The sequence below is a fragment of the Streptomyces sp. NPDC016845 genome (assembly GCF_044332585.1).
GTDB lineage: Bacteria > Actinomycetota > Actinomycetes > Streptomycetales > Streptomycetaceae > Streptomyces.
Genome location: NZ_JBIRPI010000026.1, coordinates 33,889 through 60,302, shown reverse-complemented (window position 1 = coordinate 60,302; position 26,414 = coordinate 33,889). Strand labels below are relative to the sequence as shown.

Below are 26,414 nucleotides of genomic sequence, written 5' to 3'. Positions count from 1 at the left end.
CAGGCGACGTTCGACCTGTTGCGGCAGGCTGCGCAGCGCTACAACACCGCACTGCACCAGATCGCCGCCGCCCTGACCATCACCCCGCCGCCCCGCTCCGGAGCCCAGCGATGGCTTCCCGGACGCACCCGCACCCCCGCACCACCTCTTGGGCAGCGAGGCCCCGTCAGCGGTTTCTGACGGTCTGCCGGCTCATCGGGCACATCGGAGAGTAGACAGCGGCCGAGCAGCAGCCCCCGCGCCAGGGCGATCCGAGTGCGGGCCTGCACCTGTGTGCGCAGGCTCATCACCTGCTCATCCAGCGCCCGCACCCGGCCCTGCGGCGCCCCTTCGTCTTCGTCCGCGGAGCGCGCCCGGGCCGCGGACTGCCGTCCATCATGCTCCCGCTTGGTCCCGCATCTCGCGCATCACGTCCGCGAGCCGGTGAACGCCTTCGGTGATCACCTTCTCGTTCGCGCTCAGGCTCAGGCGGAAGCACCGAGTCGCGTGGTCGGCGAGGCCAGGGGTGAGCTGCGGATTTGTGAAGAAGTGCCGGCCCGGTACAACGAAGACGTGCTTCTCCTTGAGCCGGCTGTACAGCGTGATGTCGTCGAACCAGGGGTGGTCCACCCACACCCAGCAGAACATGCCTCCGTCCCCGGAGTGCATGCGCCAGTCGATGTCCTCCGGCAGCAGTTCGTTCAGCAGTTCCTCGACGGCGCGCTTCTTCTCGCGGTAGTGCGGCGCGATCGCATCACGGGCGGTCGCGTCGAGGCGTCCGTCGTTCAGCACCCGGGCGAGAGCGAACTGGCCGAGCTGAGGCGCGTGCAGGACGGAGTTGGACATGAACGCCGTGAGCGGAGCGATGTACTCCGGATGACCGATCGCGAAACCGATCCGTTCGCCGGGCAGTCCGGCCTTCGACGCGGAGAAGCAGTTGACGACGCTGTCGCTCAGCACCGGCTCCGTGAGCACCTGCGCTATCCGGGGAAAAGGCGCGCCGTAGGCGTGGTCGACGAACAGGGGCACCTCACGCTCGGCCGCGAGTACCGTCAGCGCGTCCAGGTCGGCGCGGCTGAGGGCCCGTCCGGTGGGGTTGCCCGGACTGGAGATGAGCAACATTCCGATGTCCGCGCGACGCCGCAACGCTTCGACATCCAGCGCGTAGCGGAAGCGATGGCCCTCCTCCCGGCGGATCAGCGGGGCGACTCCCGCGATGCCGTCGTCATGCATGCACAGTCCCTGGTAGCCGGTGTAGTCGGGCACCATGGGGAGGAGGATCCGTCGCTCTCCGTGGACCCCCGGCCCGGCGAAGAGGGCGGCCGCGGCGAAGCAGACCATCTGACTGCCGGGGCCGACGGCGATGTTCTCGGGGCCGAGCTCCCAGCCGTACGCCCGGTGGAAGTAGCCGGTGATGGCCTCGACGAGGGCGTGGCTGCCACGGGACGGGCCGTAGCGGCAGCCCGCCTCGTCGAAGTCCTCGGCGATCGATTCCGTCAGGGCGGCCCGCCACATGTCGCGCACCGCGGGGATGGGGGCGGGGTTGCCCACACTCAGGTTGAGCCATGCGTCGGCCGAGGCCCCGGCCGTGCTCGCGGCGACGTCTTCCATGATGCTGCGCAGGCCGGAGAGTCCGGCCATCTTGGTGCCGCTGAGCGACAACCGCATTGATTTCTCCTTGGACAGCGACAGCGAGTGGTGTTGGTGCCGATGTACGTGGCCGGGCGGTCACTTCGCGAGGTCGGTGACGGATTCGGCGAACTCCGCGGCCGAGGACGCCTCGAGGACGAGGTGCATGGGGACCATGAGACCGGTCCTGTCCTGCAGCTCTCGCACCACGCGGACGGCCCGGAAGGAGTCCCCGCCCAGCGCGAAGAAGTCGTCGAGGGGGCCGACGTCCGAAACCCCGAGCACCTGGCCCCAGACCTCCGCGACGAGGTCGGCCATGTCGGCCGTCTCCGGCCCGCCGCTGCCGTCCTCATGACCCGCAGGGCCCACGACCGAGCCGCGGTCGGTGGCGATGGCGATGGCGGTGTCGGTCTCGGTGGCGGTGTCGGTTCCGACGGTCACGGGTACGGCGTCGGCGGCCGCCTCGGTGAGCCTGCCGTGGTCGAGCTTGCCGTTGGGCGTGAGAGGGAAGCGCTCCAGCGGCACGATCACCGCCGGCACCAGGTGCGCGGGTAGCCGGGCGGCGAGCTCGCTCCGTACCCGGTCGGACTCGCGGGCCGAGGCGTCGCCGGTGTCCAGGACGACGAAGCAGACCAACCTCGTCGCGGACCCCGTGCCGTCGGCCACCACCGCCGCCTGGCGCACTCCGGGGACGCGGAGCGCGGTGCCCTCGATCTCGCCCGGTTCGATGCGGAACCCGCGGATCTTGACCTGGCGGTCCACCCGGCCGAGGTACTCCAGGTCGCCGGAGGGATGGGCGCGCACGAGGTCCCCGGAGCGGTACAGCCGGCCGCCGGTGGCGCCCAGGGTGTCCGCGACGAAGCGCTCGGCCGTCAGCTCGGGCCGGTCGTGGTAGCCGAGCGAGACGCCGACGCCGCCGATGTACAGCTCGCCGGGCTGTCCTTCCGGAACGGGTCGTCCCTGCTCGTCGAGGATCCACAGGGTGGTGTCCTCGACGGCCGAGCCGATCATGACGGTCCGTAGCCCGGGGTCGCGCGGACACACCCACGCGGTGCAGTACATGGTGCACTCGCTCGGCCCGTACAGATTGCTGAGGGTGGCGCGGGACCGCTCGTGGAAGCGGCGGACGAGCTCCGGGCCGAGCGCCTCACCACCGGTCAGCACCTGGCGCAGGTGGTCCACCCGCTCCCCCGGGCCCAGGGCCAGGAGGAACAGTTCGAGCAGTGAGACCACCCACCAGACGGTGGTGACCTCGTGCTCCCGGATCAGCTGGGCCAGATGGCCGGGGTCACGCTGCCGGCCCGGGGCCGCGACGACGATCGGCGCACCGTGCAACAGCGGCCAGTACACCTCGACGAGAAACATGTCGAAGGTGCAGGCCGTGTGGTGCAGAACGCGGTCGTTCTCGTCGATCGGGTGGCTCTTGTGCAGGGACCGCAGCCGGGCGGTGACTCCCCTGTGGCTGAGGAGTGATCCCTTCGGCCGGCCGGTCGACCCGGAGGTGTAGATCACCACCGCGGGGCAGTCGGCGAGCGCGTCGGCCGGCCGGAACTCCGCCGGGCTGTCCGCGTCGGCGCACTCCTCCACCGTCAGGACCCGGGTGCCGAGATCCCCGGACAGGCCGGCGCGCAGGGCCGTGGAGGTCAGCAGCAGGCGCGGGGCGCAGTCCCGCAGCAGGAAGTCGACGCGTTCCGCCGGATTGCCGGTGTCGATCGCCACGTGGGCGCCGCCGGCCAGGACCACCGCCGCGACCGCGATCACGAAGTCGGCCGACCGTTCCAGCAGGACGGCCACCCGGTCGCCCGGTCGCACGCCGCGCTCGCGCAGCAGGGCCGCGATCCGCACGGCGCGGTCCCGCACCTCTCCGGCGAGGACGACGTCGTCACCGTCCAGGACAGCGGTCCGCTCGGGGTGCGCCTCCCACCGGGCCAGCAGGGCGATGTCGAGCCGGTGCTCGGCGTCGAGGGGCGTTCTCATGGTTGGGGGACCTTTCTCGTTCAGTTGCCCGCGGCGGTGATCCGGGCGATGCCTGCGGCCAGTTCACGCACCGTCGAGTAGTCGAAGAGCAGCTCGACGTCGAAGTCCGCGTCCAGCTCCGACTGGATGCGGGCGGCGATGCGCATGGCGCGCAGCGAATCCCCGCCGAGGTCGAAGAAGTCGTCGTCGAGGCCCACTTCGGGAAGGGCCAGCACGTCCCTGAAGATGCGGGCGACCGTCTCCTCCGGTCCGCCGGGCGAAGCCTTGTCCGCCGTGACGTCCGGGCCGGTCGCGGTCGCGCCGCCGGACGCCTCGCCGGACGGAACGGTCAGGGCGAGGAGGTCGGTCTTCCCCGCGGCGGTGAGCGGCAGTTCGTCCAGCGTGACCAGGACGTCGGGGATCATGTACGAGGGCAGACGGCGCCGGAGCCGTTCGCGCAGCCGGTCCGGTGCCGCCGGAGCGGCGCGGTCGGCCGGCACGGTCCAGGCCACGAGCTGGTCGTCGCGTACGGCGACGGCGGCCGCGGCGATCTGCGCTTCCTCCAGCAGTACCTGTTCGATCTCGCCGGGCTCGATGCGATAGCCGCGCAGCTTGAGCTGGCGGTCCATGCGTCCGAGGACCTCGACCCGGCCGTCCGGGAGGGTGCGCGCGTGGTCGCCCGTGCGGAACATGCGCGAGCGTCCGTCGGTGTACGGGTCGGGTACGAAGCGTTCGGCGTTCAGTTCGGGCCGGTTCCAGTAGCCTTCGGCGACGCCGTCGCCACCGATGCACAGTTCGCCGACGCAGCCGATCGGCGGGAGGCCGCCGCGCTGGTCGAGGACGCGGAGGGTGGTGTGGGAGATCGGGCGTCCGACGGTGACGCGGGTGGTCGTCGCGTGGATCTCCTCGACGCTTGAGTACACCGTGGTCTCGGTCGGCCCGTACATGTTCCACACGGACTCGCCCCGCTTGGCCAGGGGTTCCGCGAGGTCCGGCGGGAAGGCCTCGCCGCAGCTGTACAGCCGCGGCGAGCCGTCGCCCTGCCAGCCCGAGTCGAGCAGCGCCCGGTAGCGCGAGGGCGTGGCCTGCAGTGCGGTGATGCCGTGCCGGGTGACGTAGGCGTCCACTTCCCTGCCGCTCAGTCCGAGCGTCCGGCCGCCGACGTGGACCGTGGCCCCCACCGCGAGCGGCACCAGGAGTTCGGCCAGTGACGTGTCGAACGTGAGCGTGGTCAGCGCGAGGAAGCGGTGGTCGGGGCCGAGGCCGGGGTGGCGCAGCGCCAGGCTGTCCACGAGGTTGGCCAGGGCCTGGTGGCCGATGGCGACGCCCTTGGGGCGCCCGGTGGAACCGGACGTGTAGATGACGTAGGCCAGGCTGCCCGGGTCGGCGCCCGGCAGCGCGGCGGCCGCCTCGGCAGGGGCGTCCCACTCCTCGCGCGACAGGTCCAGTACGGTGCCGCTCCAGCCCTCCGGGATCAGGGCCGTCGTGGCGTCGGTGAGTACGAGGGCGGGGTCGGCGTCGCGCAGTACGTAGGCGGTGCGGCCGGCGGGGTGCGCCGGGTCCAGCGGTACGAAGGCGGCTCCGGCGCGCGCGACGGCGAGCAGGGCGGTGACCAGGTCGGCGCCGCGGCCCAGGCAGACGCCCACGCGGTCGCCGGGGCCCGTGCCGAGGGCGGCCAGACGCCGGGCGAGCGCCGTGGCCCGGGTGTCGAGTTCACGGTAGGTGTACGTGGTGTCGCCGGAGACGACCGCAGGGTGGTCCGGCCGCTCGGTCACTGCCCGGTCGATCAGGCCGGCGAGCAGCGCGCGCGGCGGCGTGCGGTCGACGTCCGTGCCGTTCCAGCGGTCCACGAGCAGGGCGCGGGTCTCCTCGGGCACCGCCAGGAGGTCGCGGACGGGCATGTCCGGCCGGTCGGCGAGCCGTTCCAGGACGGTGGTGACGTGCCGGAGGACCCGCTCCGCCTCGCCGTCACCGAACGCGGCGCCGTCGACGACGAGTTGGAACCGCAGGTCGTCGGCGGCCCGTACCACGAGTGTGGCGGTGTAGTTGGTGCGGGTCTCGTAGCGGACGTCCGTGACGCGGAGCTCTCCCCCGGACAGCACGGACCGGGAGGCGTCCGGGTAGTTCTCGAACACGACGACGGTGTCGAAGAGCTGTACTCCGCGTTCTGTTCCGGCCCAGCGCTGGACGTCGGTGAGCGGCGTGTGCTGGTGCTCGAGGACGGGGTGGCGGGAGGCCGCGTACCCGGACAGCCACTCCTCGGCGGCCAGGCCGTGGTCGACGCGCGCCCGTACGGGGACGGTGTTGATGAACATGCCGATCATGGATTCGGCGCCGGCCAGCGGCGGCCGTCCACCGACGGTGACGCCCACGACCACGTCGTCCCGGCCCGAGTAGCGGGCGACGGTACCCGCCCACGCGGCCTCCACGACGCTGCCGAGGGTGGTCGACCGGGCCGCCGCCAGGTCGCGCAGCCGGGCGGTGGCCCCGGCGGACAGGGTGCCCCGCACGGTGCGGAACTCTCCCGACGGCCTGGCGCCGGGGCGCGTTCCCCGCAGGGTGAAGACCGCGGGCTCCCGGTAGTCGGCCAGGTAGCCGCTCCAGAAGGCGCGGTCGCGCTCGGGGTCCTGTCGGCGCAGCCAGCTGATGTGGTCGCGGAACGGGGGCGGCGGGGTGGGCGCGGCTCCCCCGGGATGTGCCAGTTCGGCGGTGACCTCGGCCATCAGCAGGGCGGCCGACCAGCCGTCGAGGATCATGTGGTGGTACGTCCACACCATCAGGTGCTCGTCCGCGCGCAGTCGCAGGGCCAGCAGCCGCATCAGCGGCGGGCGGGCCGGGTCGAACGGTTCACCGCGGCGCCGCGCCACCTCCTTCTCTCCCGCCTCGGCGCGCGCCGCCTCGTCCAGGTCCGTCAGGTCGCGGAAGTCGACGCGGACTTCCGCGTCCGGCAGCACCACTTGGCGGGGGGCGCTGATGCGTTCGTGGACGAAGGCGGTGCGCAGGGCGGGGTGGCGGGCGACGACGGTCCGCCAGGCCGCCGTCAGGGCCTGGAGGTCGAGGGCACCGAGGATCTTGAAGGTGGTCGTTTCGACATAGAGGCCGTGCTCCGGCGAGGTCGTCGTGTGGTAGAGCATCCCTTCCTGAGCGGGAGAGAGAGGGTAGATGTCCTCGATGTCGTTCACTGCGTGTCCTGTCCGGACCGGAACAGGTTCATCACCTGTGCCAGGTCCTCGTTGCTGAGGTCGGCGTCCGGGAAGTGTCCCGGCACGTCGGCGGGCGGCTCGGCGGCGGGAGGGGCCGCGTCGGGCGGGCCGTCCGTACCGGGGCCGGCGGATCCGGAGGCGTCGGCGCCGAGCCGTTCCGCGAGCGCCGCGGCGGTGGGGTGGGCGAAGAGGTCGCCGGGTGACACGGCCAGGCCCACGTTCCGCATCTCGGCGGCGATCTGCACGATGGCCAGGGAGTCGGCACCGAGCTCGAAGAGGTTGTCGTCGGAGCCCACGCCGGGCAGGCCCAGCATCCGCGCCCACACCTGCGCGATCCGCCCCGGCAGGTCGTCCGGGAGGTCGTCCTGCGGTCCCTTTCCGGCGCCGGGTGCCGCGGTTGCGGCGGCCGCGCGCGGAGCGTCCGCCGGAGCGGACCGGATGGTGCGGGGGGTGACCAGGACGTGCGGCAGATGGGGGTTGGCGAGGATCGTGTCGAGGGCACGCAGGCCGTCCCGGGTGGTGATGCCGTCGCTCTTCCCCGGCCCGTCACCGCCCGGCGGGTTCTCCCCCGGTGCGGCGGGCACCGGACGCAGGACGAAACCCTCGACGGTCACGGCCGCACGGCCCTGCGGATCGGTCAGGGTGACGTCCGCCACCAGGGTGTCGTCGGTCTGCGGATCGCCTGAGACGGGCACGACGCGGGCGTACCCCGCGGCGCCCGGGTCCTGATGGAGGATCAGTCTGCGGTAAGCCACGGGAAGGTGCCGGCCGGTGCTCTCGGCGACGGCGCCGGTGGCGGCGTCGAGCAGCGCCGGGTGCAACGGATGGGCCGTGATGTCGTCGTGGTGGCGCTCGGGGAGCCGCAGCGACAGCAGAGCGTGTCCGGCACCGCGGTGAGTCTGCGTGACGCACTCCCATCGCGGCCCGGTGGTCAGCACGCCGCCGGATGCCCGGCCGCCCCGCGCCACCGTGACGGGGGTGGTCCCGGCGCGCAGCGCGGCGAGGTCGATGTCCTGCGGCGCGGGGCCGTCGTACGGGCGGACGCGGCCCTGGCCGTGTGGGCGGTCGCCGGCCGTGGAGGACCGTACCTCCCATTCGTGGCCGCCCTCCGTGTGGGGCCTCAGCCGTACGAGGACCACCGGCGGTGCGGCCTCGGCGAGCCGCACGGGGCTGGTGAAGACCGCGTCCAGCTCGACCGGTGCGGGCGCTTGGGCCCGTTCGTCGGAGCCGTCGCCCGCCTGTGTCAGCCACCGGTGCGCCGCGAGCGCCAGGTCGAGCAGCGCCGTGCCGGGGAGCACCGGCTCGCCCGCCAGGCGGTGTTCAGCGGACAGCCACGCGGTGTGCGGGCCGCGGCGCAGGCGGAACTCGGTCCACCCGTCGGAAGCGTCACGCCGGGCGTCGAACAGCGCGTGGTCGAGCGGCTCGCCCTCTTCGTCCGTCCAGTCGACGGTGGCGCTGCGCACGGCCATCCCCGTCTCGGACCAGCGGTCCCAGCCGATGGAGACGGCCGTGTCGGTGGTGTGCGCGAAGCAGTCCAGGAAGGCGTTGGCGCCGGTGTAGTCGGCCTGTCCGGCCACACCGGTCACGGCAAGGACGGACGAGCACAGCGCCATGACCGGCCGGTCCCGCTCGGTCAGCCGGTGCAGCAGCACGGTGCCCAGCACCTTCGGTTCCATGACCCGCGCGACGGCCTCCTGGCTCCGCAGGGCCAGCACACCGCCGCCGGGCAGGCCGGCCGCGTGCACGACGCCGGCGATCCGGCCGTAGCGTTCGCGGACCCGGTCGAGCGCCTCGCTCAGGCTCCGCTCGTCGGTGACGTCGCACTGGACGAGACAGACCTCGCAACCGTTGGCGGAGAGTGCCGCCAGCGTGCGGGCCAGCTCCGGGGAGCAGGCAGCGGCGGGCTTTCCCCCCTTGGGCCTGATCGCGTGCCAGGCGGGCCCGTCGGGAACCGGCCGGCGTGAGACGAGGACGAGGTGGCGGTCCGCCCGGTCGGCGAGGCGCGTGGCGACGGCGGTGCCGATGCCGCCCAGGCCTCCGGTGATCAGCCAGGCTCCGGCGGGGAGGTCGGCGGGCACCCGACTGTCTTCGCCGAGCGCCGGGCGCGCGGCCTCGGGCACGAGCCGGAGGCGGCCGCGGACGGCGACGACCGGGTCGGCCGCTCCCGCACCGTGGACGAGCGACGCGAGTTCGGCGATGACCGCGTCGGCGGCCCGGGCGTGGTCGGAGCGTTGGCCGGGCGCGCAGTCCAGGTCGAGGGCGCGCACCGCGCTGCCCGGGAGTTCCAGGGGCAGGACCCGCGCCGGTCCGACGGCGGCGGCCGCGTGCGGCGTACGGGGGCGCTGTCCGCCCACGGCGAGGGCCGCGTCGCTGACGAGGAGCGCGCGCAGGGGCCGGCCGGGGAACCGCTCGCTCAGCGCGTGGGCCAGCGCGGCGGGCACGGTGACGGCGCGCAGCGCGCAGCGCGCCACGACGTCGGCGGTGGCGAGGTCGATGGCGGGGTCGTCGACGGCCCAGCACGAGACGACCGCGTCCGGGACCGTCCCCCGGGATGCCAGTTCGGCCGCGAGGGCGCGGAAGGCGTCCGGGTGCTCGGGGTCCAGCAGGTGGCCGTCGGCCTCGGCGCTGATACCGCCCGGCAGCCCGGGCGCGCCGGGGCGCACCCGATGCACCTGGGCGCCGTCGCGGACCAGCTTCGCGGCGATCTCGTCGGCCAGGCCCGTGGCGTCGGCGAGCAGCAGGACCGTGCCGAGACCCGTTCGGGGCGCGGGGGCGGGCGGCACGGAAGGGGACCACGCCAGCACATGCAGCCGGTCCTCGGGTCGGCCCGCCGCGTCGGTCGTGGCCGCGATCGGCGGGCTCACGGAAGCCGGTCGGCCGGAGGACGGGGCGGAGGGCTCGAACCAGTGCCGGGTCCGTTCGAACGGGTAGGCCGGCAGGGGGACGCGGCGGCGTCCGGTCCGCTCGCCCAGCGCCGTCCAGTCGATGTCGGTACCGCGTTCCCACAGCCGGGCGACCGCGGTGAGCCGGGCGGGGGGCTCGTCCTCGCCGTCACGGAGCAGTCCGAGCGCGGGGAGGACCAGCCGGTCCGCGCCGAGAGTGCGGCGGGCGAAGCCGGACAGCGCTCGGCCGGGCCCCGCCTCGACCAGCGCAGCCGTCTCCGGCAGTGCCCGCAGGGCATCCGCGAAGCGCACCGTCTCGCGCAACTGCCGCGCCCAGTGGGCGGGCGAGGCCGCCTCTTCAGGGGTGAGCGGCCGACCGGTGAGAGAGGAGACGACGGGGATCCGCGGAGCCTGCGCCGGCGTGGCGGCGACGAGGGCGGCGAACTCGTCGAGCAGCCCGTCGGCGTGGCGGCTGTGGAAGGCGTGCCGGACGGACAGCGGGCGGGCCGCCACGCCCCGCTCGGCGAGCAGCTCCCGCAGCCGTTCGACGGCGGCCGGTTCACCGGTGGCCACACAGCGGTCGGGCGCGTTGACGGCGGCGAGCTCCGGCCGGAGGTCCGGGGCTTTGCCCGCGTCGCCGTACGAGGCGTCGATGATGTGGCGCAGTTCGGCTTCGGGCAGCGGAACGGCGAGCATCGCTCCGGCTCGCATCCGGCTCATCAGCGCGCCCCGGCGGGCGACCAGCCGGGCGGCGTCCTGGAGGGTGAACACCCCGGCGGCGCAGGCGGCGGTGAGTTCGCCGACGCTGTGTCCGGCCAGCGCCACCGGGCGGACCCCCAGGGCCGTCCACCACTCGGTGAGGGCGTACCCGGCGGCGAAGAGGGCGGGCTGGGCCACCTCGGTGCGGTCGAAGGCGTTGTCGTGCCCGGGGTCGAGAAGCAGTTCGCGCAGTGGGGCGCCGGTCCACTGGCGCAGGGCTTCCAGGCACCGGTCGAGGGCGGCGCGGAACACCGGTTCGGTGGCGTACGGTTCCGCCGCCATGCCCGGGGTGCCGGCGCCCTGGCCGGGATAGAGGAGCGCGACGCCGCCGAGCGCGTCACCGGCGCGCGTCGGAGCGGGCCGGGACGGGGTGGAGGCCGTGCGGCCGGGTGCCGCTGTGACGGCACGGCGCCAGGGGTGGGCCGTACGACCGGTCTGCAGGGTGTGCGCCGCGTCGGCGAGTGCGGGAGCTGCCGGGCCGGCCAGGGCCGTGTCCAGCCGGGCTGCCAGCCGGTCCAGCGCCTCGGGCGTGCGGGCGGACAGCGGCAGCACCTGCCATCCGCCGGCCGTGTCGTGGCGTGGTGCGCGACGGGCCGCGGGCGGGGCGTCCCGCAGGATGACATGGGCGTTGGTGCCGCCGATGCCGAAGGAGCTGACTCCGGCCGTACGGGTGCCGTCCTCGCCGGTCCAGGGTTCGGCGGCGGTCAGCACCCGCAAGCGGCTCCGGTCCAGGCCCGGCGAGGGGGTGTCGAAGTGTGCGGTGGGCAGCAGGGTGCGGTGCTGGAGCGCGAGGACCGTCTTGATCAGTCCGGCCATGCCCGCGCAGGTGTCCAGGTGGCCGACGTTCGACTTGACCGCGCCGAGAACCCGGCGGGGATCGGGGGCGTCGGCGAAGACCCGGTCGAGGGCGGCCAGTTCGATGCGGTCCCCGAGGGCCGTGCCGGTGCCGTGGGCCTCCAGGCAGGAGATGTCCTCGGGGCCGACTCCTGCGACGGACTGCGCGGCGCCGATGACGCGGACCTGCCCTTCCAGGCCCGGTGCGGTGAAGCCGACTTTGCGGTCGCCGTCGTTGTTGACGGCGGAGCCGAGCAGCACCGCGCGGACGGTGTCGCCGTCCGCGACGGCGTCGGCGAGCCGTTTGAGGACCACGACGCCGACGCCGCTGCCGAAGACGGTGCCGCCTGCGGCGGCGTCGAACGGCCGGCAGTGGCCGTCCGGCGACAGGATGCCGCCTTCGGTGTGGAGATAGCCCAGGCCCTGGGAGACGCCCGCCGAGACGGCCCCGGCGACGGCCACGTCGCACTCTCCGCTGAGCAGCGCCTCGCCGGCCAGGTGGAGGGCGACCAGCGCCGACGAGCAGGCGGTCTGCACGCTCAGGGAGGGGCCGGTGAGTCCGAGCCGGTAGGACGTCTGGGTGGCCAGGTAGTCCTTGTCGCCCGCGGCCAGCCACTGCACGTCCGCACGGTCGGCGAGTTCGGCGGCGTGCGGCAGCAAGTGGTGGGTCAGGTACGAGTTGAAGCCGGCCGACGCGTAGACGCCGATGCCGCCGTCCACCCCCCGGGTGGGCTGGCCCGCGTTCTCGAGCGCGGAGACGACGCACTGCAGGAACAGCCGGTGCTGGGGGTCCATCAGCGCGGCGTCGCGCGGGGTGATGCCGAAGTACTCGGCGTCGAACTCGTCGACACCGTCGAGCACTCCCCCGGCGGGCACGTAGCGGGGGTCGGCCAGCCGGTCGGCCGACACACCGAGCGCGGCCAGCTCCTCGGGCGTGCGGAAGGTGACGCTGTCCCGGCCTGCCACGAGGTTCGCCCAGAAGGCTTCGGCGTCGGGCGCGCCGGGGAACCGGCAGGCGAGTCCGGTCACGGCGATGGCGTCCGGCAGGTCCGGTACGTCTGTGGTGCTCCCGGTGCCCTGGCTGGTCATTCGGTCTGTCTCCTTAGGGGCGGTGCGTGCCGCGTTTGCGGGGGCCGGGAAGAGTGGCGGGGCCGCGGCCGCGCCACTCTTCCCGGGTTCTCTCAGCCGTCGGACGGGCTGCCGGGTTCACCGGCGCGGCGCGCGGCGCGCCGTCGCTCGTGGTGACGGCGCCGGCCGGACGCGGGGGCGGCGGAGTCCTGCGGCTGCGCCGGGGCCGCGTCCGTCGTGGCGGGGACGGGCACGGGGGCGGCGGGCCCGGCGCCCTCGAGCAGCTCGGCGAGGAGCCGGACGGTCGGGCTGTCGAACATCGCGACGACCGACAGTTCCGTGCCGAACTCCTCGGTGATGCGGCGCTGTACGCGCACCAGGTGGATGGAGGTCGCGCCGGCGTCGAAGAAGTTCGCGTCGACGTCGATCTCCTGGCCGTCCATCACTTCGCGCCACAACGCCACGAGCCGTTGCACGGTGGTGCCGGGGAGGGTGCCGGACGGCGCCGGTGCCGGGACCGAGGGGGCACTGGGCACCGCCGCCGGAGCGGCGGGCGCGTCCGACGGCGCGGGCAGCGCGGCTGCGCCGCCCAGCCGGGCGAGCGCCTTGCGGTCCACCTTGCCGTTGGCCGACAGGGGCAGCGCGTCGATCACCCGCAGGTGGCGCGGCACCATGTAGACCGGCAGGCGCCGGGCGAGTTCGTCCCGTACGACGGCCGCCCACCGGTCCTTGTCGTCGGTGGCCGTGACCGCGCCGGCCGGAACCCCGCCGAGCAGCGTGTGGAGGACCGTCTGGTCACTTTCCAGGCTCAGGACCTCGTGCAGCGGCTCGGCGTACACGTCGCCGATCGGGCACAGACCCACGCGGCAGTCCGTGGCCCGCTGGCGCAGCAGCTGGGCCATGGCCCCCGCCTCCAGCAGCCCGAACCGGTCGGCGAGTTCGCCGTACGCGGGCTTGACGGCGGCGTTGCGGACGACCAGGTGGACGGCGAACCCGGCCTGCCCGGCCAGGGGCCTGTTGGACTCCCCGTACAGCACGGGGTCCAGGGCCCGCCGGGCACCGTCCGGGCCGTCCAGCTCCACCAGGGCGGGGCCGGCCGGGTCCAGGTAGTAGGTGCCGGCCTCGATCCCCTCGACGCCGCCCGGGGCGACGGCCAGGTACGTCTGGACGGGGTAGAGCCCCCCGGCCGAGCCGTACGCGTACCGGGGCACGCCGTCGTCGTCCTGGCGCGCCAGGACGGTGAGCAGCGCGTACACGTCGGCGGCCGGGACGGGGCCCGTGCCGAAGCCGGTGGCCGCGCCGCGTGCGTTCGACGCGGCGCGCAGCGCTGCCGTGTCCGACGGCAGTGCGAACGGCATGACCCTGCGTCCCGACAGGTCCTCGCGCCGCCCCGGCTGGCGCAGCCGCGTCTCCAGCCTGCGCACCCGCTCGGCGTCGAGTCCGGCGGCCGCAGCCGCCGCGGGCGCGGCCGGACCGGCCGGCGCGTCCGGCACGACGTAGGCCGCCAGCTGGGCCGACATGCCGGAGCCCTCGACGAGCGCGGCGGCCTCGCGGACGCCCTCGGTGCGCACGAGCGCCGCCTCGATCTCGCCCAGTTCGATGCGCATGCCGCGCACCTTCACCTGCGCGTCCTCGCGGCCCAGGAACTCCAGGTCGCCGTCGGGCATCAGCCGGGCCAGGTCGCCGGTCCGGTAGAGCCGCTCCCCCGTGACGGGGTGCGTGGGGAAGGCCCGGGCCGTGAGGGCGGGCGCGTTGCGGTAGCCCGTGGCGAGGCCGACACCACCGATGTACAGGGCGCCGGGCACGCCGGTGGGGCGTAGCCGGAAGGCGTCGTCGAGGACGTACATCGTCTGGTTCCGCAGAGGACGGCCGTAGGGGATGCTCGGCCGCTCCGGGTCGACCGTGCCGACCGGGTGCAGCACGGACCAGATCGACGCCTCGGTGGCGCCGCCCATACTGATGACCTCGGCCTTCGGGGCGACCGACCGGATGTGGTCGGGCATGCCGACGGGGATCCAGTCGCCGCTGAGCATGACAAGGCGCAGGCTCTCCACGTCCACGGCCGGGTTGCCCGTGGCGTGCACGAGGAGCATCTCCATCAGCGCGGGCACCGAGTTCCACACCGTGACGCCGTGCTCGGCGACGAGCCGCGCCCAGCGGACCGGGTCGCGTTCCTCGTCCGGACCCGGCAGGACGAGGGCGGCGCCCGCGGCGAGCGTGCCGAAGATGTCGTACACGGAGAGGTCGAAGCCGAGGGACGACAGGGCGAACACCCGGTCGTCGGGGCCCACTTCGAACCGGTCGTTGAGGTCGGTGACGGTGTTCAGGGCGCCCCGGTGATCGGTCATCACGCCCTTGGGTTCGCCGGTGGACCCGGACGTGTAGATCACGTAGGCCAGGTCGGCGTGTGTGGTGGCGGGCCGCGGGTCGCTTTCGGGGCCCGCCGCGCCGCCGGCCGCCACGGCCTCGTCGAAGCGGAGGACGGTGACGCCGTCCGGCGCCCCCTCCCCCGCCGGACAGGAGGCGGGCACGAGCAGCGCCACGGCCCCCGCGTGTTCGAGGGAGCGGGCGACGCGTGCCGGGGGCAGGCCGCTGTCCAGGGGCAGGTAGGCGGCTCCGGCGCGCAGGACGCCGATGGCGGACGCGACCTGTTCCCACCCCCGGTCGGCCAGGACGCCGACGAGGTCGCCGGTCCGCACGCCGGCCCTGTGCAGGCTGCGGGCGACGGCGAGCGACGCCCGGTCGAGCTCCCCGTAGGTGACCGTGCCGGTGCCGGAGACGACCGCGACACGGTCGGGCTGCCTGCGGGCACGGTCGAGGAACGGCTCGTGCAGCAGGCCGTCCGGGAGCGGGCCCGCGGTGTCGTTGAGCGCGGTGTACCGCGCGGTCTGCCCGGGGGGCAGGACTTCCCTGTGCGCGTCGGTCCAGGCGGCGGGCTCCTGCGCGAGGGAGGTCAGGAGCGCCGTGTACGCGGCGAACATGTCGTCGAGCACGCCGGGCGGGAAGAGCGCCTCGACGGCGTCCCAGGTGAGCCGCAGGCGGCCGCCGTCCTCGGCGATCTGGTGGTCGAGCCACACCTGGGGGGTCTGGGTGATGGTGTACGCGACCCGTGCGCCCAGCCCGGACGGCGGGGTGCCCCCCGCGTCCGCGGCGCCCAGTTCGCTGGTGAAGACGACGGGCATGACGGCGTCGGCGACGCCGCGGCGGCGGGCCAGCTCGCCCGCGACCCACACACCGCTGACGAGCTGGTGGTCCAGGTCCTCCCAGAGCCGGTTCTGGATCCGGCGGGCCCGCTCCTCGAACGCCCCGGACGCGGCGCCGTCCACCTCCAGCATGGTGAGGGCGGTGAAGTCCCCGACAAGAGCGGGCAGGTCGGGATGGTCGCCCGCCCGGTTGAACAGGGTGAGGTTGAGCGTGAAGCGGTCCGTGCCCGCCCAGGTGCCGAGCACGGTGGCGTACGCGGAGAGGGCGAGCGCCGACGGGGTGATCCGCGCGGCGGCGGCCCGCTCCTTCAGCCGGCCCCACACGTCGGCCGCCAGGTGCGCCTCACGGCGCCTGAACCGGGTCTCCGTCAGTTCTTCGGGGCGCTTGGCCAGCGGCAGCGGGGGCGCGGGCGGCAGGGTGTCGAGCCGGTCGCGCCAGTAGGCCAGGTCGCGTGCGCGCTGGGGGCCGCCGCGGCGCCGCTGCTCGGCCATGACGTAGTCCCGGAAGGACAGGTCGAGCGGGCTCGGCCGGAGCTCGCCGCGGTAGACGGCGAGCAGTTCGCGCAGCAGGATCTGGACGCTGCCGCCGTCGGCGATCAGGGTGTCGATGCCGAAGTGGAGCCGTGCGTCGGCCTCCCCGGTGCGGCTGGCCCGGATGTCGAACAGCGGCCACGTCTCGGAGGGCAGCACCTGGTGGGACATTGCCCGGCGGGTCGCCTCCAGCCGGCCGACGCGTCCGGCGTCGTCCAGACCGCGCAGGTCCTCCACCTCGATGCGGTAGTCGGGGACGTCCGCCAGGATGCGCTGGGCGCCGTCCTCGTCCACCACGATGCGCAGCGCGTCGTGCCGCCGTACCAGCGCCTGCCACGACCGCTCGAGCCGGGGCAGGTCCACGTCGTCGACATCGAGTTCGACGTACAGGTGGCAGGAGACGTCGCCGCCCACACTGCCGCTGCGGCCGATCCAGTAGGCGCGCTGCACGTCGGTCAGCGGGAACGGGTCGTGCCGGTGTTCCTGGTCCGGGGTGAGCGGGGCCGGGCCGGCGGATTCCGCGTCTCCCGCCGCCGTGCCGGCGCTGACGGGTCCTTCCACGGCGCGGGCGAGCGCGGCGACCGTGGGCGCCTCGAACAGGGTGCGCAGCGGAAGGTGGACGCCCAGCGCGCGCCGGATTCCGGCGACGACCTGGGTGGCCAGCAGGGAGTGGCCGCCGAGTTCGAAGAAGTCGTCGTGGACGCCGACCCGTTCGATGCGCAGGGCGTCGCGCCAGACGGCCGCGATGAGCTCCTCGGCCGGGGTCGTCGGCGCGGTGAACTCTCCGGTGGCGCCCCTTTCCGGGCCTGGGGCGGGCAGCGCCCCGCGGTCCACCTTGCCGTTGCTGGTCAGCGGCAGCGCGTCGAGCAGGACGAAGTGGGACGGGACGAGGAACGGCGGGAGGCGGCGGGCCAGTTCGGCGCGCAGCTCGGCCGGGGTCGGCGGCGCCTCGGGGGTGGCGGGCACGAGGTGGGCGGCGAGGGAGGCGGCGGCCGTGCCGAGGCCGTGTCCCGTGACGACGCACTGGCGGACCGCGGGCAGGGCGGCGAGCACGGCCTCGACCTCGCCCGCCTCGACCCGGAAGCCGCGGATCTTCAGCTGGTGGTCGTTGCGGGACAGGTAGTCGAGCCGACCGTCGCGGCGTACGCGGACGATGTCGCCCGTGCGGTAGAGCAGTTCCGCGGGGGCGGCAGGACCGGTGACGCCGGGCGGAGGGACGAACCGTTCGGCGGTGAGCTCCGGGCGGTCCAGGTATCCGGCGGTCACGCCCGCGCCGCCGATGTACAGCTCGCCGGGGACACCGGCGGGGACACGCCGGCCGTGCGGGTCGAGCACGCGGACCGTGGTGCCGGCGACGGGCCGTCCGATGGTGACGGTTCCCGCCGCCGGGTCCACGAGGTCCGTGGTGGACCACACGGTGGTCTCGGTCGGACCGTACATGTTCCGGATCGTGCCGCGCACGTGCTCGGCGAGCTCGTGGACGAGCCCGGCGTCGAGGGGTTCGCCGCCGAGGAGCAGCTGGCGCAGTCCGCCGAGGGCGGCGGTGTCCGCCTCCTCGAGGAGCGCGCGGGCGTGCGAGGGGGTGCACTGGAGGTGGCTGACGCCGTGCGCGCGGATCAGTTCGGTGAGCGAGGCCGCCTCGCGAGGTGCGCCGCCCGCGATCGTGGCGGCGGCCCGCTTCCTGAGGTCGGCCAGTGCGGCCAGGGCCCCGATCGCGGCGTCCGCGTCGACGCCGAAGTCGAGGAGGCAGCCGAGCTCGTCCACGCCCGCCTCCGTGAGCCGGCGCACCAGGGGCAGCCGGTCCTCGACCGTGCCGATGAGCGAACTGTCCGCCAGGTAGCGGGCGCAGGCGTGGTCGAGAAGGGCTTCCTGGTCGTCCTCGGTGAAGTCGTCGGCCGTGATGTCGACGCCCATGGCGCGGGCCATGTTCTCGATCAGGCCGACGGAGGAACGCAGGTAGTCGCGGAACGGCTGCCAGGCGTGTGTGCGGACGTCCTGGGCGTCGCCGCCGATGAAGGTGTGCAGCATCAGGGTGACGTGGGGCTCGCCCGGGTGCCCGGCGCGCCGCCATGCCTCCCGGTACACCGCGATGCGCTCGGCGAGCTCCTCGACGCTCTGGCCGAGCAGGTGGGTCAGCAGCCGCGCTCCGGCCTCGCCCGCCCTGCGGCACGTCTCGGGGTTGCCCGACGAGGTGAGCCACACCGGCAGTTCGGCCTGGACGGGGCGGGGCAGTACGCCGACCTCGACGCTCCGGCCGCGGGGGCCCTCGAAGGCCACCTGCTCACCGCGCCACAGTCTGCGGACCTCGTCGAGCCCATCCAGCGTGCGGGCCTGCCGGTCCTCGTAGGCGTCCTTGGCGAGGACGAAGTCGTCCATGTGCCAGCCGGAGGCGAAGGACAGTCCGACCCGGCCGCCGGAGAGGTTGTCGACGACCGACCACTCCTCCGCCACCCGGACCGGGTGGTGGAGCGGCATGACGACGCTGCCGGCGCGGATGCCGATGCGCCGGGTGACGGTGGCCACGGCGGCGGCGAGCACGGACGGCGCGGGGAACGAGCCGCCGAAGGCGTGGAAGTGCCGCTCCGGGAGCCATACGGCGCTGAAGTCGTGCTCGTCGCCGAAGCGGGCGCCGTCCATCAGCAGCCGGTACTGGTCCGGTCCCGTCAGGCCGGAGCCGCTGGCGAAGTAGAAGAGGCTGAACTCGGGTGCCGCCGACGCCGCTTCGGGCGCGCCTGGTACGGGCGCGGACGCGGACTCCTGGACGGTGGTGGTGCCGCCGTCCGCGGTGAGGACGACCCGGTGGCCGCGGCTGACCGTCCACAGCAGTTCGAGCACCGAGATGTCGAAGGAGACGCTGGTGACGGCGAGCCAGGTCACCGGTGCGTCGCCGGTGTCCACGACGCGGTCCATGGCGGCCAGGAACGCCGTGAGGTTGCGGTGGAGTACCACCACTCCCTTCGGCCTGCCGGTGGAGCCGGAGGTGTGGATGACGTACGCCGGTGTGCCGGGGTCGGCGGCCGGTGTGGCGTCATCGGTGGCGCCGGCGTGGTCGGCGGGGCTGTCGATGTCGACCAGGGCCACGCCGTCCGGGACCAGGCCCGCGGCGAACGTCTCCCGGGTCGCGGTGTGGACGAGGACGGCGGTGGGCGTCGCGTCCTCGCACACGTACCGCAGTCGCTGCTGGGGATAGTCGGGGTCGAGCGGCAGGTAGGCCGCGCCCGTCATGAGCACACCGAGCAGCGCCGCCGGGAGGTCCGCGCAGCGGCGCATCCCGACGCCGACCCGGTCGCCCGGCCGGACGCCCGCGCCCCGCAGTCGCGCGGCGATGTCCGTGGCACGGTCGTGGAGTTCGCGGAGGGTGAGCGAGGTACCGGCGCAGACGACGGCCTCGGCGTCCGGGCGGTCGCCGGTGGCCGCGGCGAAAGCGGTGAGGACGTCCACGGTGCCTTCGGGCAACGGTCCGCCGTCACCGGACGCCTCGAGCAGTGCCTGTTCGGCGGCGGTGAGGGCCAGGAGTTCCGAAAGGCGCAGGTCCGGGTCGGCCGTGGCACGGCGCAGCACCCGTTCCAGCGCGTCGGTGAGGGTGCGCGCGGTGTCCTCGTCGAACAGGTCACGGCTGTACTCGCAGATGCCCTCGGTCTCCTCGCCCCGCCGGGCCAGTTCGAGGCTGAGGTCGGTGCGGCACAGGCCGTTGTCGAGGTCGGCGACCCGCACCTCGACGCCGGGCAGGGTGAGCGCACGCTCGGGAACGTTGCGATAGCCGAACTGCACCTGGTAGAGCGGCGCGTGGCCGAGGGCGCGGTCGGGGCTCAGCTCCCGCACGAGCCGTTCGAAGGGGACCTGGGCGTGCGCCAGCGCGCCGAGGGAGGCCTCCCTGACCCGCGAGAGGAGCTCCCCGAACGTGGGGTCGCCGGACAGGTCGGCCCGCAGGACCAGACTGTTGACGAACATGCCGACCAGGGAGGCCGTCTCCGGCCGGTCACGTCCCGCGGTGGGCACGCCGACGACGACGTCCTCCTGGCCGGAGTGGCGCATCAGGACGGCCTGCCAGGCGGCGAGGGTCACCATGAAGGGTGTGGCCCTGGCCTCCCGAGCGGCGCTCTCCACGGCCTCGCTGAGGCGGGCGTCCAGCGTGAAGCGGACGCGGCCGCCGCGGTGGGTGGGGGTCGCGGGGCGCGGACGGTCGGTGGCGAGGTCGAGCAGCGGCGGCGCGTCGGCCAGGGCTTCCCGCCAGTACGTCAGTTGGCCTGCCAGGTGCTCGTCGGTGAGTTCGCGGCGCTGCCAGGCGGCCCAGTCGGCGTACTGGACGGGCAGCGGCCGGCCGGCGGCCGAAGTGCCGTCGAGGCGGGCGCGGTAGCCGGCGCACAGGTCGTCCACGAGGACGGCCCTGGACCAGGCGTCGCCGGCCATGTGGTGGTTGACCACGACGAGCAGGGCCCGGTCGGACGCGGACCTGATCAGCAGGGCACGGAACAGCGGGCCGCCGTCCTGGTCGAAGGGGCGCGCTGCCTCCTCCTCGGCCAGCGCCCGTTCGGCGGGCAGCAGGCCGTCCTCGCCGGGTGCGGTGGCCGCGTCGGCCCCTCGTCCGGCGTCCACGACCCGCAGGACGGTGTCCGGCGTGGGCAGCACACGCTGCACCGGAGTGCCGCCGGCGGGGTCGACGACGGTGCGCAGGGCCTGGTGGCGGTCGACGAGTCCGGTGAGCGCCGCGTCGAGCGCGTCGAGGTCGAGCCGGCCGGTGAGGAGCAGCGCCACGTACTCGTTGTGGACGCCGAGACCCGGCGTGAGCTGGTCGAGGAACCACAGCCGCTCCTGCCCGAAGGAGAGCGGGGCCGGGCCCTGCGCGGGCCCGATCGGTTCCCCGGCGGCGCCGGGGGCCGTGCCGGTGGTGTCGGGTGCGGTGGCCGCGCCGGCGGCGCGGCCACGGAGGCGGGCCTCGAAGGCGGCCCGCCGTTCGGGGGTGAGCCGGGCAAGACGCTCTTCCCGGTCGGTGGGCTTGGTCACTGGTTCTCCAGTTCGGCGAGGATGTGCTCCTCGATCAGCTCGGCCAGGTCGGCGACGGTGCCGCCCTCGAAGAACGCACGGGCGGGCACGTCGACGTCGAACTCGGCGCGCAGCCGGGCCACGATCTGCGCGGCGAGCAGGGAGTGCCCGCCCAGTCCGAGGAAGTCGTCGTGGACGCCGACCCGGTCGATGCCGAGCATCTCGCCGTAGATCTCGGCGAGCCTCTCCTCGGTCGGGGTGCGCGGGGCCGCGTAGGGGATGGCGAGGTCGGGGCGGGGCAGGGCGACAGCCGCGGGGCGTGCCCCGGCGGGTTCGTCCGCGAGCCGGAGCGTTCCGTCCGTGACGGAGGCCGAGGAGCGGGCCACCACCGCGCGGCCGGCGGGTGCGTCCAGCAGGGCCGCGAAGGCGCGGGCGCCCTGCTCGGCCGTGAGGGCTCCGGCGAGCATGCGCTCCTGCAACGCCTTGAGGTCGGCGGGCACTTCGGCCTCGCCGGCCATGCCGACCTCCGCCCACATGTCCCAGTCGACGGCGACGGCGTGCCGGACCCCGCCTGCCGCCTCGGCCTCCGCCGCCGCGGCGAGGTAGGCGTTGGCCGCCGCGTAGTCCGCCTGCCCGTAGGTGGGCACGACGGTCGCCAGCGAGGAGCAGACGAGGAGTACGCGTGCCTCGTCGGGGCGCAGGGCGGCGAGGAGGTTGCGCGTGCCGGTCACCTTGGGGCCGAACACGGCCCGCGCGTCCTGGTCGTCGCGCAGGGCGACGGAGCCGCCGCCGGGCACACCGGCCGCGTGGACGACGCCGTCGATGGCGCCGAAGGCGGCGCGGACCTCGTCCAGTGCGCCGCTCAAGGAGCCGGCGTCGGTGACGTCGGCCCGCAGCGCGAGGACCTCGGTCCCGGACGCGCGCAGGTCGCGGAGGAGTGCGGCGCCCGGCCCGCCGTCGTCGCCGTCGGGGGTGTGCCGGCCCAGCAGGGCCAGCCGGGTGCCGGGGACGCCCGCCAGGCGGGTGGCGAGGGTCCGGCCGATGCCGCCGAGACCTCCGGTGATGACCCAGGTTCCGGCCTCGCGGAGGCGGGCGGCGGAGTCGGGGGCGGGACGTTCGACGGCCTCGACGGTACGGGTGAGCAGAGCACCGCCGCGCAGGGCGAGGAGCCGGGCGGGCCCGGCCAGTACGGCGTTCAGCACGGCTTCGGCGCGGGACGCGTCCAGGGCGTCGCCGGCCGCCAGGTCGACCTGGGAGCAGCTGAGGTTGGCGTACTCCTCGGGGAGGACCTGGACGGGGCCACTGAGCATGGCGGCCGCGGGGTCGGGGCGCTCCTCGGCGGTGGTGCGGAACGCGCCCCGGGTCAGGACGCCGAGGCGCACCTCGTTGACGACACTCTCGTCGGCCATGGCGCGGGCGAGTCGCACGAGCCCGAAGTAGCAGGCGGTCTCGTCGGGGGCGGCGGCCGCGGTGTCCTGACCGGTGTTCAGGCCCCAGGCGTAGAGCACGGCGGTGGGGGTGCGCACCAGTGCCCGCAGGTCGGCGAAGAGCTTGCTGTACTGGGCCGGGTCGGCAGGGTCGAGTTCGTAGACGCCGCGCCGGACGCGGCGGTACGCGGCGCCTGGCTGCACGACCGTGACGATCTGTCCGCGCGCGGTGAGCAGGTCCACGACGGGCTGGGCCGCGCCGTCGGGGTCCATCAGGACGAGCCAGGTCCTGCGGCGTCCGGAGAGCTGGTCGGCGCTCTCGTCGGCGGCGGCCGGACGCCACACGTGGGTGGCGTGCACGGCGTCGGCCGTCTCCCGCGGTACGTGCCCCGCGGGCTCGGAACCGGGCGCGGGCGCGGTGGGCAGGGCCTCGGTGAGGGGTTCAATCCAGTGGTGCCGGCGCTCGAAGGGGTAGCCGGGCAGGCCGGTCACCCGTGCGCCGGGAGCGGCGGGCTCCCACTCGACGTGGGCGCCGTGGGCCCACAGTCCGGCCAGGGACAAGGCAGCGCCGGCGGGCTCGTCCTCGGGGCCGCGGCGGCCCCGGGAGGGCAGCGGGGGCGGGGCGAGCCTCGTCCCGCCGGTGCCGGGACGGACCGAGCGCACCAGGTCGGTGAGGACGCTGCCGGGCCCGTTCTCCACCAGGACGAGACCGTCGTCCAGCGCGGCCAGGGTGTCGAGCCCCCGGTCGAAGCGGACCGGCTCGCGCATCTGGCGGGCCCAGTGGGCGGGGTCGGTGGCCAGTTCCGCGGTGATCCAGTCACCGCTCACGCCGGAGACGAACGGCACCGCGGGCGCGTGGCGTACGACGCCCGCGACCTCCTCGCCGAAGCGCGTGGCGGCCTCGTCGCACAGGGCGCTGTGGAACGCCCGGTCGACCGGCAGCCGCAGTGGGCGCAGACCGCGTCCTTCGAGGTCGGCGTGGGCTCGGTCGACCGCGGCGAGCGGGCCCGACAGCACGGTCGCCGCCGGACCGTTGACCGCGGCGAGGTCGAGCCCGTACCGGGCGGCCGCCTCGGTGGCGTCGGCCTCGCCGAGCGGCACCGCGAGCATGGCCCCGGCCGCCGTGTCCTCCATGAGCCGGCCGCGCACGGCGGCCAGCCGCAGGGCGTCGGGCAGTTCGAAGACGCCGGACAGGGCGGCGGCGGTGAACTCGCCGAGGCTGTGTCCGAGCAGGGCCGTGGGGCGTACGCCCCAGTGCTCCCACAGGCGGGCGAGCGCGTGCCCGACGGCGACGACGGCGGGCTGCAGCAGGGACGTACGCCGCAGTTCCTCCTGGCCGCCGGAGTGCAGCAGGGCGGTCAGGTCCTGTCCGAGGTGCGGTCGCAGGAGGTCGGCGCACTCGTCGAGCGCGGCCCGGAAGACCGGGTGGGCGTCGTACAGGCCCGCCGCCATGCCCGGCAGTTGGGTGCCCTGGCCGGGCAGCAGGAACGCCACGGGCGCGTCGACGCGGTCCGTGCGGGCCCGTACGGAGTCGCGGCGCCCGCCGGTGCGCAGCGCGGTGACGGCCTCGGCGGTGTCGCGGGCGAGGACGACTCTGCGGTGGTCCAGGCGGCGCCGTCCGGCGCGCAGGGTGCGGGCGACGTCCGCGAGCGGCACCTCCGGATCGGCCTCGAGGTGTGCGGCGAGCCGCTCGGCGGCGGTGTCCAGGGCGGTGGAGGTGCGGGCCGACAGCGGCAGCGCGACCGGGAACGCGGTGTTCTGCGGCGTGCCGTGCTCGCCGTCGGGCCGGCCGGCGGGGCGCGGCGCCTCCTCCAGTACGACGTGGGCGTTGGTGCCGCCGATGCCGAAGGCGCTGACGCCCGCGCGGCGGGGTCCGTCACCGGCCGGCCACGCGGTGGAACGGTCGGGCACGAAGAACGGTGTGGAGGTCAGGTCGGAGGCCGGGGTGTCGCCGTCGGCGTGCAGGGTGGCGGGGATCCTGCCGTGGCGCAGGGCCTGGACGGCGCTGATGAAGCCGGTGATGCCGGCCGCGGTGTCCAGGTGGCCGACGCGGGACTTCACCGAGCCGAGCGCGCACCAGGCAGCGGCGTCCGTGCCGGGGTCGGCGGCCCGGTAGGCGGTGGTGAGCGCCTCGACCTCGATCGGGTCGCCGAGCGCGGTGCCCGTGCCGTGGCCCTCCACGTACCCGATGGAGCGCGGCGACACGTCGGCGACGGACAGCGCCTCGCGGACCACGGCCGCCTGGCCCGCGACACCGGGAGCGGTGTAACCGGCCTTGGCGGCACCGTCGTTGTTGACGGCCGAGCCGAGGATCACCGCTTGGACGCGGTCGCCGTCGGCGAGGGCGTCGGACAGCCGCTTGAGCACGACGACGCCCGCGCCGTTGCCGAACACCGTGCCGTTGGCACCGGCGCCGAAGGGGCGGCACCGGCCGTCGGGCGACTCAATGCCTCCGTCGACGGGCAGGTAGCCGGAGCGGTGCGGCACGGTGACGGTGACACCGCCCGCCAGGGCGAGGTCGCACTCCTGCGTGAGCAGGCTCTGTGCGGCCATGTGCACCGCGACGAGGGAGGTCGAGCAGGCGGTCTGGACGCTGACGGCCGGTCCGCGCAGGTTCAGCTTGTACGCGGCGCGGCCGGCCAGCTGGTCGGGCTGGTTCCCCTGGAAGAGCAGGGGGACGCCCAGCTTGGCGCGCAGATCGGTGCGGGGCAGCAGATTGTGGATCAGATAGGTGCTGAGCAGCGATCCGGCGTAGACCGCGACGGGCCCCTGGGCCCTGTCCGGGTCGCAGCCGGCATCCTCGAGCGCCGCCCACGCGCACTCGAGGAAGATCCGCTGCTGGGGGTCGATGACCGAGGCCTCCAGGGCGTTGTAGCCGAAGAGCTGGGAGTCGAACCCGGCGATGTCCGGCAGGACGCCCTTGGCGGGTATGTAGCCGGGGGCCGCCGCGTCGGCGTCGGGGACGCCGGAGGCGCGCAGTTCCTCCGCGGTGAACCGGGAGATCGCCTCGGTCCCGTTCTCCAGGAGGTCCCACAGTTCGTCGGCTGACTCGGCTCCGGGGAACCGCCCCGCCATGCCGACGACGGCGATCCGGCCGTCGGTGTCGACCCGGTCGTCCCGATCCGGCTGACCCAGCTGTGCGTTCAAGATGTTCTCCCGTTGGTGGCTCGGTGCGGCCCTGCGTGTCGGCGGGCGGGGGCGGTGGGGTTGTCCCTTCCGGGGTCAGACCGCCATCAGGTAGCGCTGGAAGCGCGGCATCAGGTATTCGAGGGCCCGGACTTCGGTGGCGGTGAGATCCGGGTGCCAGACGTCCCACAGCAGGACGGCGCGCTGCTGGGTGCCCCGGTTCCACGCCTCGTGGATGAAGCTGTCGTCGAAGAGGATGACCTTGCCCTCCTCCCAGCCCCGCTCGTCGTCGCCGACCTTGATGACGCAGCCCGGCGGGACGACCAGCGGCAGGTGGGCGGTGAGCAGCAGGTTCACGCCGCCCGTGTGCGGCGTGATGTGGACGCCGGGGTTGAGGACGGTGAACATGCCGTCGCGCGGGCCGTGCGGGGTCGCGCCGAGCGCCTCGCAGGTCTTCGGGCAGCGCTCCCGGGCCTCGTCGCGCCAGGCGCCGTCGCGGTAGATCTGGTAGGTGTCCCAGCCCTGCCAGCCGAGTTCCTTGGTGTACAGGTCCTCGTAGGGGGCGAACCGGGCCTCCGCCTCGCGCAGGGCGAGGAACTCCGCCTTGATGTCCTCGTGGGCGGCCTCCATGCCGGCCACCCAGGGCTGCGCCGCGGTGTCGTGCCACGGAAGGGCGCTGATCTCGGGGAAGAAGAGCCGGGTGGGCTCCTGGTCGTCGTGGAGGTATTCGGGGGTCCGTTCGCCGACCAGGATGGCCAGGCACTCCTCGACCCGGTCGAGCCCTTCGGAGCCCACCGCGTTCCGCAGCTCCGTCATCATGCTCTGCACGTCCAT

General features: G+C 74.6%; 7 protein-coding genes. All 7 read right to left on the bottom strand.

The genetic code is table 11. From position 1 onward, the window contains the following. Positions 1-375: 375 nt before the first annotated feature. Positions 376-1,647 carry a valine--pyruvate transaminase gene (locus ACH4RC_RS36680; RefSeq protein WP_398208555.1) on the bottom strand — a complete coding sequence of 424 codons (1,272 nt, stop codon included), beginning with the start codon at positions 1,645-1,647 and terminating at the stop codon, positions 376-378. A 60-nt stretch (positions 1,648-1,707) separates the two neighbouring features. Then, on the bottom strand, positions 1,708-3,585 hold the full coding sequence (locus ACH4RC_RS36675; protein ID WP_398208553.1) for a non-ribosomal peptide synthetase: 1,878 nt from the start codon (positions 3,583-3,585) through the stop codon (positions 1,708-1,710). 20 nt (positions 3,586-3,605) lie between these two features. Beyond that, complete coding sequence (locus ACH4RC_RS36670; RefSeq protein ID WP_398208551.1) at positions 3,606-6,746, bottom strand: amino acid adenylation domain-containing protein; 3,141 nt, start codon at positions 6,744-6,746, stop codon at positions 3,606-3,608. Next, positions 6,743-12,331 carry an SDR family NAD(P)-dependent oxidoreductase gene (locus tag ACH4RC_RS36665; protein WP_398208550.1) on the bottom strand — a complete coding sequence of 1,863 codons (5,589 nt, stop codon included), beginning with the start codon at positions 12,329-12,331 and terminating at the stop codon, positions 6,743-6,745. The genes ACH4RC_RS36670 and ACH4RC_RS36665 overlap by 4 nt, the downstream gene beginning before the upstream one ends. A gap of 92 nt (positions 12,332-12,423) precedes the next feature. Beyond that, a complete protein-coding gene (locus ACH4RC_RS36660; RefSeq protein WP_398208549.1) occupies positions 12,424-21,048 on the bottom strand; it encodes an amino acid adenylation domain-containing protein in 8,625 nt (2,874 codons plus the stop codon). Next, the gene (locus ACH4RC_RS36655; RefSeq protein ID WP_398208548.1) at positions 21,045-25,601 is read right to left on the bottom strand and encodes an SDR family NAD(P)-dependent oxidoreductase; all 4,557 of its coding nucleotides are present in this window, start codon (positions 25,599-25,601) and stop codon (positions 21,045-21,047) included. Before ACH4RC_RS36655 ends, ACH4RC_RS36660 begins: the two co-directional genes overlap by 4 nt. A 75-nt stretch (positions 25,602-25,676) precedes the next feature. Continuing rightward, the gene (locus tag ACH4RC_RS36650; protein ID WP_398208547.1) at positions 25,677-26,414 is read right to left on the bottom strand and encodes an aspartyl/asparaginyl beta-hydroxylase domain-containing protein; all 738 of its coding nucleotides are present in this window, start codon (positions 26,412-26,414) and stop codon (positions 25,677-25,679) included.